Here is a 14701-nt window from a genome sequence, read left to right as displayed (position 1 = left end):
GGGATCGAGTCTAGCCGATTTCTACACCCTCGGCTGCCTGCAGAATCCGAAGATAGACCCCGGGCTTTCGCACCTGATCTATGGCGTCGTGAAATCAGGCCAGCCGTTCAACGCGGAAATACCGATGGCGTGGCTTGAAATTCAAGAGGGTATCTGACCCTAAATCCCTTCCAAATCCCTCTTCCTGCTAGATTCCGGGCAATCTGCCCCAAATCCCCGTCTGAATCCAAGCGCCTTAATTACCACGAGGATTACTAAGCAATGCGCCAAACAGGTCAGAATAAATTGGAGCGTAGCTGGCCGCCTCCTTGAGAGCGTCGAAATGCTTCTGTCGAAGCGTTAGCCGATTGGTTGCAATAGCGAACAAAAATTCCAGAATAGCCTCGCCTTGGTGTGAGTCGCAGTGCTTTAGGCTTAAACACAAAAATGCAGCCATCTCGCTAGACATTTCTTCAGATAAATCGTATCTCAATTCTTCGGGCTTGGCCGATCGGAGAATGGCCGCTTGGATCATTCCGTCGCTATAACGATCAAACATCGTCGGGTCTATAAGCGCCGGCTCGTGGGCAAATGAGCGAAGTGCGAGCGCGCTTTCAAGATCTGGGCTTTCTCTAGCATGTTGAAGCAATTCGGCAACCGTTAAGAGGACTGCGTTCTGGTCAACAGAGGTACCGTAAGGTTTCCGCCAGAATGCGAAACCCGGGCTAAGGGAGAGAGGTTCGCCCTGAGGCGAACATAAAAATGGATTCTCTATGAATTCATGATCCAACTGTTGTTTCCGGTGCTCAAGGTAACTGCGTGAAGCCTCTGATAGTGTGCTGTCGGCCTCAATCTGAAATATTAGAGACCGTTCGCTTTCCCAGCTAGCGTGATTACTGTCCAGTCCCACGGCAAGCTTGTGGAAGCAGTATTGGTTATAGTATTTGCCTCTTGGAGACTGCTCTAAATCTGCGAGCACTCGGTTAATAGTTGCCGCTGAGTGCGCGATAATTGGTCCCAACAGGAAGAATCGGTGTGCTTCAGGTGCGCAGTGCCTTAAGACTCGGCTAGCATTTACGATAGCCGATAAGTCTGTTTGCCCTCCCGACACTACTAGTACGTTTTTACCTTGTAGTCGAGTATTTGGATTAAGAGACTCGATAGGGATATTAGGCAAGCCGATTTCTTCGCTTATAAACTTTTGGATATTTTTTGCGAACTCTAATTCTGTTTCGTCATCATTTACGCATACAATACTGCCGGTGGCGGCGGGTAGCTTCGCCCTTAAAAGAGACTGCCACCACTCTTGGAACTCATCATCGCTATTCGAAAAGTAAGTACGATCGAAGTATGCGAGTGTCGATAATTCCTCCTGAGCATTGTGCGGCCTAATTTTTACTGGTGACGATTTGTGTTTGCGATTCCAGAACATCGTTGCAGTAGCGGCCGAGTGTCTTCTTGTTATTCTTACCCGCCTCGCGGGCGCCGGACTCGTAGAAAAGAACTCGCCCTCGATCGAGATGGTCGACGAGCTAATCGCTACAGGGTCGTTATGCGGGATGTCGGTTCGCGCGACTACACCTTCCGGTGTGATTAACACGGTCGTAGTTTCACGGTCGCGGACCATATCCAGCAAAGTGATGATCCTCGAGGCCTCGATATTGCGCTCCCGCGTTAACTTTTTAGCCAACGATCCAGAAGTCGAAGCAGAAATAAGATATAAAGCCCGCTCGGACGGTGCCGGGTCAAACTTGTCAAATCCTAGATAGGAACTAAACGTCTCTATCCTAGGATGTAAATAATCCGCCTCTGTGACCAGCGTTAAAGCGAGCGAGAGGGCGAGCGGATATATCGCCATCGTATCGATATAAATTACGTCTACGACCGAATCCATGTCGGCTATTAGCGGAAGAAGACGCCATACTAGAAAAGCAATTTCCGACTCGTTTACAAGTAAGTTTTGTGCTCGAATAAAAATTTCGGAGAAGCGGCCCGAAGGCTTCTTGAATATAGAACCAGGTGGTGCTTCTGCGATTACCTGACGTGCGCGCAAAAGTTTAGTGGCCCCGTCAGCCCAAATCGCTTGTAGCTGACTATCATCGCCGAGGATCGTTGACGGGGTGCCATGAACGGTCTCATGGCCATTTAAAAACGACTTACCTCCGCTATAGCATCCGATAACGATGGAAACAGGCCTACCGTTTCGAGCTCGCTCAAGACACGCAGAGAACAGACCACCAGCATTGAACTGCGCCTCATATTTTTGCTTCTGGTCTAATGGGATTATTAGGAGAATAATATCAGGCCGGCGACATTTTAGTATATTGTCAATGTTTTGAGCTAGGTCAATAAACGGGGTTATCCAAGGGTGGGTAACGAGGACGCGAATTTGTTTCTTATCGCCACCGTCGATTATCCAGCTTGTAAACTCGAAATATTTGCTTGTCATATCACAGGGGCAATTAGCGAAACACGAGTGCCGGAAATATCATTCATTTCGCTATGCTCTCCCATCCACGAAAGTTGGCCTTCTAAGTCATCCTCAGGCCTGAATGTTCGCCAAATATTTACTTTACAAGTTCGAATCTCGATTAAGCCATGGAGGCGTTTTGCCACCTGCTGTAATCGAAAGAGGCCATAGCCGGCGGCATCGCCGGATTTTTTAGTTGTTTCGCCTTCAAGAAATGACCGCTTCGTGTACTTGACTTGATCTGCAAACGGTATTTCGTCGGATGCCCTCCCGAACCAGCGGCAAGGTATGCCGAAACCGCTATCAAATATCGACATCTCTAAAAGAGGCGTGTCACGCTTGCCCTTAAGTAAGCTTCGTGAGGCAGTTCCACCAGCGAAAGATGCCATTGGGCCATCGAGCTCTGTTTCGTATGAAAGCTTGTGAGCGTTAATACGATGGTATCTAAAAAGTGCGCCTCTAGCGTTTCTATTTATGCGTGATTTATCAAGAGACTGGCTTGCGTGATCATCGATATTCTCGACTAGTTCACGTAGGGATAGACTAAGATCGGAAGTCAAGAATTCGAGTAAATGTTTCTCAGTCTTATTTTGAGCTAAAAATAATAGAATATTTTTAATTGCGAGCTCGATACTTGATGCGTCGCGAAGCTTGGGCGAGTTGCCTTTATATAGGGGGCGTAAATATTCAGATCGCGCGCCCTGTAGCATTAAAAGATTCGCGGCGATACCTTTTCCTGTCCGAGCAAAATCTCCGCTATCTGCAGCTTTTAAATATGGTGAGACATGCTGTAATAAGTATCGTCGGTCTGCTAATTCGCCTGCATCAAAGCGGAAATTATCCGCTAAATAAAATGCTACAAGTCCATAAGCATGTCCGCTTAAGTCGTCGAGTTGCTCATCCATAGAGCGTGGAGATTTATAAGTAGAAAACTGTAAGAATTTAGACTTGCGACGCACAGAGATCAAAAATTGTATCAGCCTTGCCTCAGACGAAAGTGATCCTCCAAAAGCAAGGCTTTGGGGTAGCTGTACGTCGATTATTTGCTCCGACGTGTTACCCAACTGTTCTAATAATGATTCACACACATTATTGGTGAAACGCTTAGGTATGCGGATTGTATTCATGGCACCTACAAGTAATCGCATAATTGGGTCGTGCCCTACGTAAGTGGGCGGGGGCGGTTTTTGCGTCGAGCTGACCGGACACCGTCGGTTTCGTAACTACGATGTCAGATGGTTGGCCACGCGGATGGACCGGATGGCTTCCAACAGGCCGATTTTAGCCCTGCGAATGCTGTTTTTAGCCATGATTTAACTCTAGCTAGCTATTCGTCCCGCCAAACCGGAGACCCTCACAGCCTGCCATCCGACCGCCCGCCGCGAAGGTTGCTTGTCAGCAAACACGACCAATCGGCGCCTAGCCCGAGTGAGCCCCGTATAAAACAACTCCCTCGTCAAAACCGGCACATCATAATCCGGCAAAACCAAGGTCACGGAATCAAACTCCGACCCCTGACTCTTGTGAATGGTCATCGCATACACGGAATCGTGCGCGGGTAGTGCGCTCGGCAAGAAAGCCCGCAGGCCGTGGTCCCCCATGAACCAGACCCGAATTTGCCCAAAATCGTTGTATAGCGCAACACCGACATCGCCGTTATAGAGCCCGGTGCGGTAGTCATTTTGTCTAACCATCACCGGGCGGCCGTGGTACCAGGCATCGGCCGCATTGAGGTCGAAGCGGCGGGCCAGGCGTTCAGTGATGCCCGCATTGATGGTTTCGCTGCCGGCCGGTCCTTGGCGTACGGCGGTGAGTACGCATTGCCGGCCGAGCTGGGTCAGGGCGAGCGTCGGGTCGGTCGTTTCGATGAGGCCGGCGTAGTCGTCGGCCAGCCGGTCCATGAGTTGGCTGAGGGTGGCGGCGTCCGAGCGGGGGGTATAGGCGAGATCGTCGTGACCGGCATTCAGCAGGGCTTCGGCGGCTTCCACATCGCCGGCGTTCACGGCCGCGGCCAGCCGGCCGATGGTGCTGTCGGCGTTGAAGCGGCGGCTGGTCTGCAGGGTGACGACGTGATCCGCCAAGGCATGGGTTGCCGGTTCGCGGGGTTCGGCGAGCAGGTCGCCGGCGGCGGCTTGCTGGTCGTCGGTGAAGCGGTTCACGCCGGCATTCGCACAGATTTCGGCCAGCACGGAGCCGGATTCGACGGAGGCGAGCTGGTAACGGTCGCCAAGCAGGATGAGGCGGGCATCGTTGCGTATCGTGTCCGCCAGCTTGGCCATCATCGGCAGGTCCACCATCGAGGCTTCGTCGACGATCACCACGTCGTAGGGCAGCGGGTTGCCGGCGTTGAAGCGCGGTCGGGTGGTCACACCGGTCAGGCCGAGCAGGCGGTGCAGGGTGCGGGCGGTCTGCGGGATGTGCTCGCCGACGGCGACGTGGTCGAAGTTGGTATCCGCGTCCATGTCGTCGAGGCCGTTGCGGACCGATTCGAGCATGCGGGCGGCGGCCTTGCCGGTAGGGGCGGCCAGGGCGATTAGCGGCGGCGTGTCGCCTTTCTCGATTGCGGCTTCGATCAGCACGCGCAGCAGCCGCACGATGGTGTAGGTCTTGCCCGTGCCGGGGCCGCCGGAGATAACGGTGAAATGATGGCGCAGGGCCGCGAAGGCGGCGACGGCCTGCCAATTGGTGGCGTTCGGGTTGGCTTTATCCGGCACGAACAGGCCGTTGCCGGGTTTGAGCGTATCGACGTTGACCGGATTCGGTTCGGCCGCCATCAGCTCGCGCAGGCGTTCGGCGAGCTTGGTTTCGTAGGCGTGGTAGCGCTGCAGGTAGAGGCGGTCGTTTTCCAGGATCAGCGGTTTGACCTCACCCGGTTCACCCACGAGATCGCTCGCCGCCAGGGCGGTGGGTAGTTCGGCCTGATTGGCGGCGCTCATCAGGCCGGTGGGGATCGCATCCAGCGCCAGGCAGGTATGGCCCTGGGCGACGGCCCAGCTCGCCAGGGCAAAGGCGCGGGCGACGAGGCGGTCGGCGCCGTGGCGGCGGGCCCAGTGGGCCAGGGCGAGATCTAGATCCGCAAGCGAGGCATCTTCTGCGGGGTACAACTCGGATTGCTCGACATCCGTGTGCGGCGTGTCGTCGTGTTCTATTTCCGGGATGTCGTCGAAAAGGTCTTTCATGGGCGCCGACCTGTATTGCACTCGTTGATCGACCTCACTGGGCTGCACATGCTCGCCGCCTCGCGGCGATGATAGGCTCGTAAACCATGTCGGGGCCTGTGGGGACGGCGAATCTTGAACGCGCTCAACGAACAACTCTCGTATCTCCGACTTTGGCTCGGGATTATGGTTGTCACGGGGATCAGCCTGATCGGCTGGCTACTGACCAGCCTCAACGCAGCGCCGTGGTATCTTTTAATTGGCGGTATCGTCGCGCTGATGTCCATTGCATTCGCTTGCTGGGCACTACACTTCAAAATCGAGAGCAAGATCGCAGAGATTTCGGAGCTTTGATTATGGAAATCTTGATGACTGTGGTTCTTGTGGCTGCGGGCGGTTTTCTTACGTATCTGGCATTGGATGCCGTCCGCCGCGCGAAATAGCGGCGAGTTCGATACCGGTTGATCCGCATGATTCCGGCAACTCGTATATCGACGCATCCCGGGATGGTTCTTTCCGCCGAGTTTCTGGAGCCGCTTGGCTTGAGCCAGAAGGCGCTGGCGACTCATCTGGGCATTTCGGTTCAGCGGGTTAACGAGATTATTCGTGGCAAGCGGGGCATTTCGGCGGATACGGCCTGGTTGCTGTCCGAGGCGTTCAATACGTCGCCGGAGTTCTGGATCAATTTGCAGACGACGTACGATTTGTCGGCGCATCGGTCGACGCGGCATGTTGAGCCGATTGTGGCGGCTTAGCGCGCTGCGGAGCGGGTAGACATTGGCAGACCTCCGGCCTGTTTGGGTCGGGTTGGTTTTAATGTCCTGCGGCTTTAATTGGCTGTGAGTTGTGTTTGAGTTGGGGTTTCGCGCTGATGCGCGAGTCACTTTCGTTTGCTTGTCCAAACGAAAGTGACCAAAGGAAAGGACACCCTGTCTTGCGTCGATGCTTCGCATCGATGCCCTGCGCGGCTCCGGCCGCAAGAGGGACAGCCGCGAAACTCGCGCCGCTGCGCGGCCCTCAGACACACGGCTGTCTTTTTCCTCTTGCGGCCTCCACTGCTCGGCGCTGCGCCCAAGGGGACCCGAATACAGCGCGGGCCCGTTATGCCAGGGGAGGGAGTGCCTGTATTCCATCCCGTTACACGGCGACGGAGACGCGCAGCGGCGGCGGGTGTCCGGCGCATTGCGCCGGTGCGGCAAGGTGTTTGAGGACGGCCAAAGCCGTCCGAGTTTTTGCCGCATCCCGTCGCCGCGAGCATCGCAGTGCACCGGCGTAGCCGGCGCCGTGTCGGGTGCCCTTCTTTTGGTGACTTTTCTTGGGCAAGCAAGAAAAGCCACTCGCGCATCAGCGCGAAACCCCAGCTTTGAAATCAGCATCGTAGCCGGAACGTCGATACCGCTAAGTTGACTGCTCGACTCGCCAGCCGCGTTGGCCAGATTAGCGAAGCGTAATCCGACGTAGGTTAGGGCCGTCGTGTGGTGGTGCGCGTGGCCATGTCGGCTTACGGCCTGCGGCCTAAGCCGACCTACGTGTAGTGTCCGCAGCGGCCCGGCGCGATGCCGGAGGCCGGCACGTACCGTCTGTATTCGGCCCCGTTGTACGGCGACGGAGAGGCGTAGTAGCGACGGGTGTCCGGCGCACGGTGCCGGTGTGCGCAGCCTGTTTGAGGATCGCCAAAGCGATCCGAGTTCTGCGTGCAGCCCGTCGATGCTGCGCATCGGAGTGGACCGGCGAAGCCGGCGCTGTGCCGGGTGTCTTTTTCTTTGCTTACTTTCGTTTGGACAAGCAAACGAAAGTGAGTCGCCCATCAGGGCGAAACAGAGGGTTCGATGAACTGGTGAGTGCCGAAAGACTCGCGGTTTGAGCCGCGACGGTGAGTGCCTCGGGCCATGGCCATGTCGGCTTACGGCCTGCGGCCTAAGCCGACCTACGTGGGGTTGGGTGGTCATGCCGAGATTTTCCGGTCCGCGGATTGCCCGTCGAACAACGCATCGAGTGCTTCGACGAGCTCGATCGGGGGGCGATCGGCAAATACGCCGATATCGCTTTTGCCATCCATGGCCCGCACGAACAGATACTGCACGCCGCCCAAATGCACGGCGGGGTCGTAGGCCTCGCCGAGGCAGCGCCGCAGGTGCCGATGCAGGGCGACGGTGTAGATCAGGTACTGCAGGTCGTAATGCGCCCGGCCGATGGCGCGGGCGAGTGCGTCGTCGCGATAGGCGGCGGGCGTGTCGCCGAGGCGGTTGGTCTTGTAGTCGAGGATGACGTAGGCGCCGTCGACTTCCACCACCAGATCAATGAACCCCTGCATGAGCCCGTAGAGGGTTTGCGCCGGGTGGCCGCCGAGGGCGGCGGGCAGGTAGCCGGCGTCGCGCAGGGTTTCGACGAGCGCGCCGAGGCGATGGCCGCCGAGGCGCAGCATGAATTCCATTTCCGTGAGCAACTGGCCGTGATCCAGCCCGGCCAGGGGGCCGATGCCGGGCAGCGGGGTATGCAGGGTGCGGGCGACGAGATCGGCGGTGTCGTCGATGCGCGGGTCGGTTTCGTCCTCGGCGATGAGGCCGTATTTGCGCAGGATGTCGTAGACCTGCCGGCGCTGGGCGTGCGCAAGCGCTTCGCCGGGGGCCGGCCAGGGGCCGTGTTTCGGGTTCTTGAGCTGGGCTTCCAGCAGATCGTGCACGGCAGAGCCGAAGCGCACGCCGGACAGGCGATCGTCCAGTTTCGGCAGTTCGCCTTCGGCCTCGGCTTCCAGCGTATCGGCGGGTTGGCTGGCGAGTTCGTCTTCTGCGCCGGGCTCGGGCAGTTCGGCCGGGGCCGAATCGGCCGGTGCGTGGGCCAGCCGCGAGAAGCTGTAAGTAGACCAGCGCGGGCGGCCGGCCGGTAGATCGGCGCGGGCGGCGATGAGCCGTTCGGCGTCCATCGGTTCGGCGGCTTCGACGGCGGGCGGCAACTGGGCGACGTCGATGGGCTCAATGGCGATCGCGTCCGGCGCGGCCTGTCGCAGGCGATCGAGCGCGCCGCCGCCGGCGACCCCGTTGCGATAAAGCAGATCGCCGAGCGCGCCGCTCACACCGTAGTCATCCGGTTCGCGCCAGCCGACGATGAGCGCCTGTTCGGCGCGGGTCAGCGCCACATAGAGCAGGCGCAGCGCCTCCGAACGGGCTTCGACCACGGCCTGGGTGACGTTCGCGGGGTCGTCGCCGACGAGGTCGATCATGGCCTGGCTGTCGGTGTCGTTTTCGCCTTGGGCGTGAAAGATCAGCGGCGGCTTGCCCGGCGCGCCGGCGGTGCCGAGCCATTGGGCGAACGGCAGGAACACGATCGGGTATTGCAGGCCCTTCGATGCGTGCACGGTGCTGATGCGCACGAGATCGGCATCGGATTCCAGACGGAGCTGGCTTTCGTCCTCGGCGCCGAGCGCGCCATCTTCGGCGGCGGCGATGCGGTCGTCCAGCCAGCGCACGACGCTTGCCATGCCGAAGCATTCGGCTTCCGCATTCGCGAGCAATTCGCCGAGCTGGAGATAGTTGCTCATGCGCCGCTCGCCGTCGGTGAGCGCAAGCAGACCGGGCGCGGCGGCCACGAACAGGTCTTCCAGCGCCGAGAGCACGCCGCGCTTGCGCCAGGCATCGTACAGCGCATGGAAACGCTCGATGGCGAGCTGCATGGCGTGGTCGTCGTCGGCCAGGGCGATGAGATCGGCCAGGCGCTGGCCGAGCAGCGCGGTCGGCTGGGCCGCACGCACGGCGGTGGCATCGTCCGGCTGGGCCATAGCGCGGAGGATGAGCCGCAGGTCGGCCGCTTCTTCGCTGGCAAACACCGAATCGCGATGCTGGCAGACCGCGCGAATGCCCCGAGCGGCGAGCGCCGCCTGTAGCGTGGTGGCCTCGTGATGATTGTTCACGAGCACGGCGATATCGCGGGCCGCCACGGGGCGTGTGGTGTCGTCCGCCATCTGCCAATGCGCCGAGTGGCCGTCCAGCAGCCGGCCGATGGCGGCGATGGTTTCGTCGATCAGCCGGCCGTTGTCGTCGGCCTTGGACGGGTTCTTGGTCTTGCCGTTCTTCAGCTCGCTCTCGTTGCCGTGGAGCTGCCAGAAGGTGAGGGCGTGTCGTTCGTGGCCGTCGGCCATGACGAGGCGGCGATCGCCGCTGCTGCGGCCGGCGTCCACATGCGGAAAATCGATTTCGGAGACGATGAACGGATCGGCGCCCGGCATGCCGTAGAGCGCCTCGATGGCGTCGAGGACGTGCTGCGTGGAGCGGAAGTTGGTGGTCAGCGTATAGCGGGCCTCGCGGGCGGCATGGGCCGCGGCGAGATAGGCATAGATATCGCCACCGCGGAAGCCGTAGATGGCCTGCTTCGGGTCGCCGATGAGCAGCAACGCGCCGTGTTCGCGCGGCGGTTCAAGATAGATACGCGACAGGCTGGCGTACTGCAGCGGGTCGGTATCCTGAAATTCGTCGACCAGGGCGTAGGGCCAGCGGGCGTGCAGGGCATCGGCCAGGGCATTTCCCGTGCGCTCGTGGGTAAGAGCGGCGTGCAGGGCGACGATGAGATCGTCGTAGCTGTATTGCCGGCGCTCGATCTTGCGCGCGGCGGCACGCTCGGCCACGGCGCGCGCGGCGGCATCGATGGCGACCAGCCGGGCCAGTGGCTGGAGTTCGATCAGCACCGCGAGCGCGTCTTCGATCGCCGCCAGTGGTTCGGCGTAGGCCTGGTGCTTGGCGGCCTTCTTGAACTGGCTGGCCGGATCGGCCAGCGCGAGCAGCCATTCCGGCAGCGCCGGCGGCGTGTCGGCCTCGATGGCGGCGGTGATGCGCGTATCGAGATCGGCGAGCATCGCCGGGATGTCGGCCTGGGCCGCCAGCGTCTTGTACAGATCGCCGCTCTTGAGCAGCGCATCGGCTTCGAATGCTTCGCCCAGCGCGGTGGCCAGCGGCTCGGCCGTGCCGGGCCAGGTTTCGCCCAATTTGGTTTGCAGTGTGGCCAAGCGGCTGTGATCGATGCCGGCCAGCCGTGCATGCGGGCGAGCGAGCACCGGTGCGATGGTCTGGTAGAGCGCGTCGGGCGAGGGCCAGAGGGCGAGTACATCGCCGGCGGCTGCCTCGGCACCAAACACATGCTCGCGCCAGTAGTCGGCGGCGGCCTCGCGATACAGGCTCGGGTCGTCCACCGCGTCGCCGCGATCGAACGCCAGCGCGGATTCGAAGGCATTCTCGGTCGCCGCGCGCTGGGCGAAGCCGTGGATGGTGACGATGGTGGCTTCGTCCACCCGCGCGGCGGCATCGGCGAGCCGACGGGCCAGCGCTTCGGCGGGTTCATCGCAGCCGGCGATGATTTGCTGCGTAAAAGCATGCTCGGCGTTGTTCGGATCGGCCAGTTCCGGCGCATGGGCGATGCGCGCGGCATCGGCCAGCCGGGCACGGATTCGCTCGCGCAATTCCTGGGTGGCGGCCCGGGTGAACGTCATCACCAGCACGTCGCGCACCGAGGCGCGTTCTTCGACGATCAGGCGCAGGTACAGCCCGGCGAGCGAAAACGTCTTGCCGGTGCCGGCACTCGCCTCGATCAGGCGCAGGCCGGATAGCGGCAGCGTCGCGGCATCGAACGGCTGGCTGACGTGGGCTGAGTCGTTCATGCCGGCGCCTCGGCATCGCTCTCCGCGGGGCGAATCGTCTGGTTCATGGGGCCGCTGACAGCATCGATGGCCGCAATGAACGGGCTGTCGTCCTCGGTTTCGCCGAGCGGCGCGTCGGGCGGGCCGAGCAGCATGGCGAAGTAGGGATCGCGCAGCAGGTGGTGCGGGTGGTACGCCGCCGGCTTGAAGCGAAAGCCGAGGTTGTCGAACGCTTTGTTCTGGTGCGGGTTGTAGCTGTCGTCCAGATCGGGGTGATAAGCGATCGGCCGGGTCTGGCCCTGGATATACAGCCGCACGAGATGGGCCAGCTCGGCGTGGGCGGTGTCGCAATCGATCCGGCCGGCATATTCAATCCGCTCGGCGGTCTTCTTGTCGGGCGCGAAACCGGCCATGTGTAGATCGAGTTCGTGGCCGGCGGCCACCGTCGCCAGATACTCGATCCAGTAACGCAGGCGAAAACGCGTCTTGAGCTTGCCGGTGCGTAGCCGACGCATGGCCTTCGGCCAGCACTGGGCAACGCGGCCGGTGACGCGGATTACGCCGAGTTCATCGATATCCAGATCGAGCTGGATATCGAGCGTCTCGGGTGTGCCTTCGGCTTTCCAGCCCTGCCAGATCGGCAGCAGTTCGTTCACGGCCTCGGCCTGCGCGGCATAGTTTGGCGCGGCCAGTGGCGGGGGCGGCAGCGTGCCGCGGGCGCGTTCGAGCGCGGTGGGTTCGAGGTCGATCTCAGCTTCGCCGGTCTGGTCGGCGGTCTCGAACAGCCGGTCGCGCAGCTGGGCGGCAGCGAGCGGGTCGAGCGCGATGGGCTCGGCGTCGTCGACCTGGTGATCCTCGATTTCGAGATTGAGCTTGATGCGCTCGCGAAAGAACGCCCGCGGCGGGTGGTCGAAAAAGCGCTTGAGCGTGTCGAGGTCGACCGCTTCAATGGCTTCGGTCACCGGCGCGGTGCTGTCGTCGAGCAGTGGCTCGCGGGCTTGCCGGGCCCCGATGGACGCGCGCGTGGCATCGCGCCAGTCGCCGGCATAGGTGAACACGCGCGAATCGTCTTCCTCCGGCGAGAAATAACGCAGCGAGAACGGCTGCATCGGCTGGTGATGAATCAACCGGCGCTCGAAGGCTTTCTTGTCGTCGCCCGCGAAATAATACCGGCGCAGGAACTCCAGCGTCTCGCCCACGATCGGCGAGGGGGGCAGTTCCTCGCCGGTATTCATGTCCTGGCCGATATAACTGATATAGAAGGCATCGCGCGCGGCGGTGAGTGCCTGCAGGAACAGCAGCCGGTCGTCGTCGCGGGTGTTGCGGTCGCCCAGGCGCGGGGCGTCGAACATCACGTTGAAGGCCCGGCCAGTGTCCTGGCGCGGGAAGGCGGAGTCGTTCATGCCGAGCACGCAGACCATGCGGAACGGCACGGCGCGCAACGGCACCATGCCGCAGAAGGTGATGCCGCCAGCCAGGAATGGTTGGCGCTCGGCTGCCGTTTCCAGCGTGGCGCGCAGGCTGTCGCGCACCGCCGGCCAGGACAAATCCCGGTCGGCGGCGAGCGGCTTGTCGCGGGTGCAGTTTTCGGCCGTGTCGAACCGGGCGAAGACGTTGCGCAAGGAATCCACGGCGCGTTGTTCGTCCGGCGCGTCCATCGATGGTTCGATGAGCAGATCGACCATCGTGTTGAGCCGGGTCTGCCATTCGCCCGGCGTGGCCGGCTGGGCGAGGCCGTCGGCGACGGTGGCGAGGGTGTCCTCGAAGCGCCAGAGCTTGCCGAGCGCGGCGGTGATGCCGCCTTCCAGATCGGACCAGGGCGCAACGCCGTCGGTGAGTGTCTCGTCGTCCGACTGGGCTACGCCGAGTAGCAAGCGGTCGAGCCCGAAGCGCCAGCTGTTTTGTTCGAACGCGCCGGCGCCGAGTTCGGCGCGATGGTCTTTGTCCCGGCCCCAGCGGATGCCGGCTTCTCCCACCCAGTCGGTGATCGTGTCCAGTTCGCCGGCCGACAGCCCGAAGCGCCGCATGACGGCCGGCACCGCCAGTAGATCCAGCAGCTCGCTGGCGGCCCAGCGCGACAGCGGCAGGTCGAGCAGAGCGGAGACACAGGTCACGATCGGGTGGGCGGCCGAGCGGGCACGATCGGCGAGACCAAACGGCAGATAGCGATCGGGCGCCGCACCGCCGAACACGGCCTGGATCGCCGGGGCATAGGCGGCTACATCCGGCAGCATGACGATGATGTCGCGCGGAGCGAGGCGCTCGGTTTCGCTGATTTTGCCGGCGGCGACGCGCTTGTCGTCTGCGGCCAGCCGATCCAGCAGCTGATCCTGTAGCACCTGAATCTCGCGCAGCGGGCTGTGGCAGGCATGGACCTCGAACGACGTATCGGCGTTATCCATGCCCTGCGGCGAGGCGCTGCAATCCAGTTCGACGATATCGGCCTGCACGCGATGCAGCAGCGTGTCGGCGGCCGGCACGTCGTAATCCATCAGATCGCCCAGCTCGGGCTCGATCATGCCGGCGAACTCGTCGGAATACAGCACGCGCAGGGTGTCGCGCGCCATGCGGCCGAGCGCGGACAGCAGCGGATGACCGGCCTCCACCGCGGCTTCGCCGGGCAGCAGGGCGTCGTCGTCCGGCGTGGTGGTATCGGGCAGCTCGAGCGGCAGCCGGCCCGCGGTGATATCGCCCCAGTAGGCCGCGCTAGGGTTGGGCAACAGGAAATGCACGTCGACATGCTCGGCCAGCGCATAGAGCAGGCGTAGATGATCGGGCGCGAGCGCCACCAGGCCGAAGCAATAGAGCTCGTCCGGGCAATAAGCGATCACGCGTTGCTGCAGGCCGCGATCGTTGCCAAGCCGCGTGATGAAGTTCGTGAGCACGCGGGCGCGATGGGTGGTGCCGAGCCGGTGGTTGCGCGTCAGCCAGTGCCAGACCCGGGCCTGCCAGCGGCCGGGGTTGGCGGCCGGCACCTCGCCGGCTTCCCAGGCAGCCAGCATGTCGGCGCGATAGATCAGGTATTGGTCGAAGACATCGGCAAGCTGGCGGGCGAGCTGATAGCGCCGGACCTCGTCCACCGGCGTGCCGAGATAATCGGCGACCGCCGGCACTTCACGCGCGATCTCGGGCAGCGCGGCGTAAAGATGCCAGGGCAGACAATCCGGCTCGAAGTGATCGCCCGCGTCGGCGTCATCCATCGTGGCGTGCAGCATGTCCCAGATGAATTCGCCGGGCAGGCGCCCGTCGATATTGGCTGCGATGCCTTCGCTCTCGGCGAGCTGGATGCGCAGCCAGCGGCCGATGCCGGCGTTGGGCGCCAGCACGGTATCGATCCCCAGCGGGGCGCGGGCGCGCCGTCCACGCAGCGCGCCGAACAGTTCGGCCAGACGCGATAGATCGTTGTGGTGATAGAGATAAAACATGCGCCGGGCGTCGCCCTCTGTTGCAACGTTCGCCAGTCTAACGAGA

The 14701-nt window shown here is 61.5% G+C and carries 7 protein-coding genes; 2 read left to right on the top strand and 5 right to left on the bottom strand.

The features are described 5' to 3' along the window. Window positions 1–235 precede the first annotated feature (235 nt). The 3 genes from C41B8_RS20355 to recD form a co-directional block, all read right to left on the bottom strand. The gene (locus C41B8_RS20355) at window positions 236–2428 is read right to left on the bottom strand and encodes a hypothetical protein (RefSeq protein ID WP_156962392.1); all 2193 of its coding nucleotides are present in this window, start codon (window positions 2426–2428) and stop codon (window positions 236–238) included. Further along, complete coding sequence (locus C41B8_RS20350; RefSeq protein ID WP_156962391.1) at window positions 2425–3576, bottom strand: hypothetical protein; 1152 nt, start codon at window positions 3574–3576, stop codon at window positions 2425–2427. The genes C41B8_RS20355 and C41B8_RS20350 overlap by 4 nt, the downstream gene beginning before the upstream one ends. Window positions 3577–3768: 192 nt before the next feature. Next, window positions 3769–5763 carry an exodeoxyribonuclease V subunit alpha gene (recD, locus tag C41B8_RS03115; RefSeq protein ID WP_232225981.1) on the bottom strand — a complete coding sequence of 665 codons (1995 nt, stop codon included), beginning with the start codon at window positions 5761–5763 and terminating at the stop codon, window positions 3769–3771. Here recD and C41B8_RS20345 point away from each other — a divergent pair. Both C41B8_RS20345 and C41B8_RS03105 read left to right on the top strand, forming a co-directional pair. Continuing rightward, a complete protein-coding gene (locus tag C41B8_RS20345) occupies window positions 5743–5961 on the top strand; it encodes a hypothetical protein (RefSeq protein WP_156962390.1) in 219 nt (72 codons plus the stop codon). The two genes, recD and C41B8_RS20345, sit on opposite strands and share 21 nt — an antisense overlap. A 116-nt stretch (window positions 5962–6077) precedes the next feature. Beyond that, complete coding sequence (locus tag C41B8_RS03105) at window positions 6078–6362, top strand: HigA family addiction module antitoxin (RefSeq protein ID WP_037333699.1); 285 nt, start codon at window positions 6078–6080, stop codon at window positions 6360–6362. A gap of 1190 nt (window positions 6363–7552) precedes the next feature. On the opposite strand, the gene recB is transcribed toward C41B8_RS03105, so the two are convergent. Continuing rightward, a complete protein-coding gene (recB, locus tag C41B8_RS03100; RefSeq protein WP_037333696.1) occupies window positions 7553–11251 on the bottom strand; it encodes an exodeoxyribonuclease V subunit beta in 3699 nt (1232 codons plus the stop codon). Next, window positions 11248–14655, bottom strand: a complete 3408-nt coding sequence (gene recC, locus C41B8_RS03095) for an exodeoxyribonuclease V subunit gamma (RefSeq protein ID WP_037333694.1) — start codon at window positions 14653–14655, stop codon at window positions 11248–11250. The genes recB and recC overlap by 4 nt, the downstream gene beginning before the upstream one ends. Window positions 14656–14701: the final 46 nt, after the last annotated feature.

It is taken from the genome of Salinisphaera hydrothermalis C41B8 (genome assembly GCF_000732535.1).
GTDB classification, from domain to species: domain Bacteria; phylum Pseudomonadota; class Gammaproteobacteria; order Nevskiales; family Salinisphaeraceae; genus Salinisphaera; species Salinisphaera hydrothermalis.
This window is presented reverse-complemented; position numbering and strand designations above follow the sequence as displayed.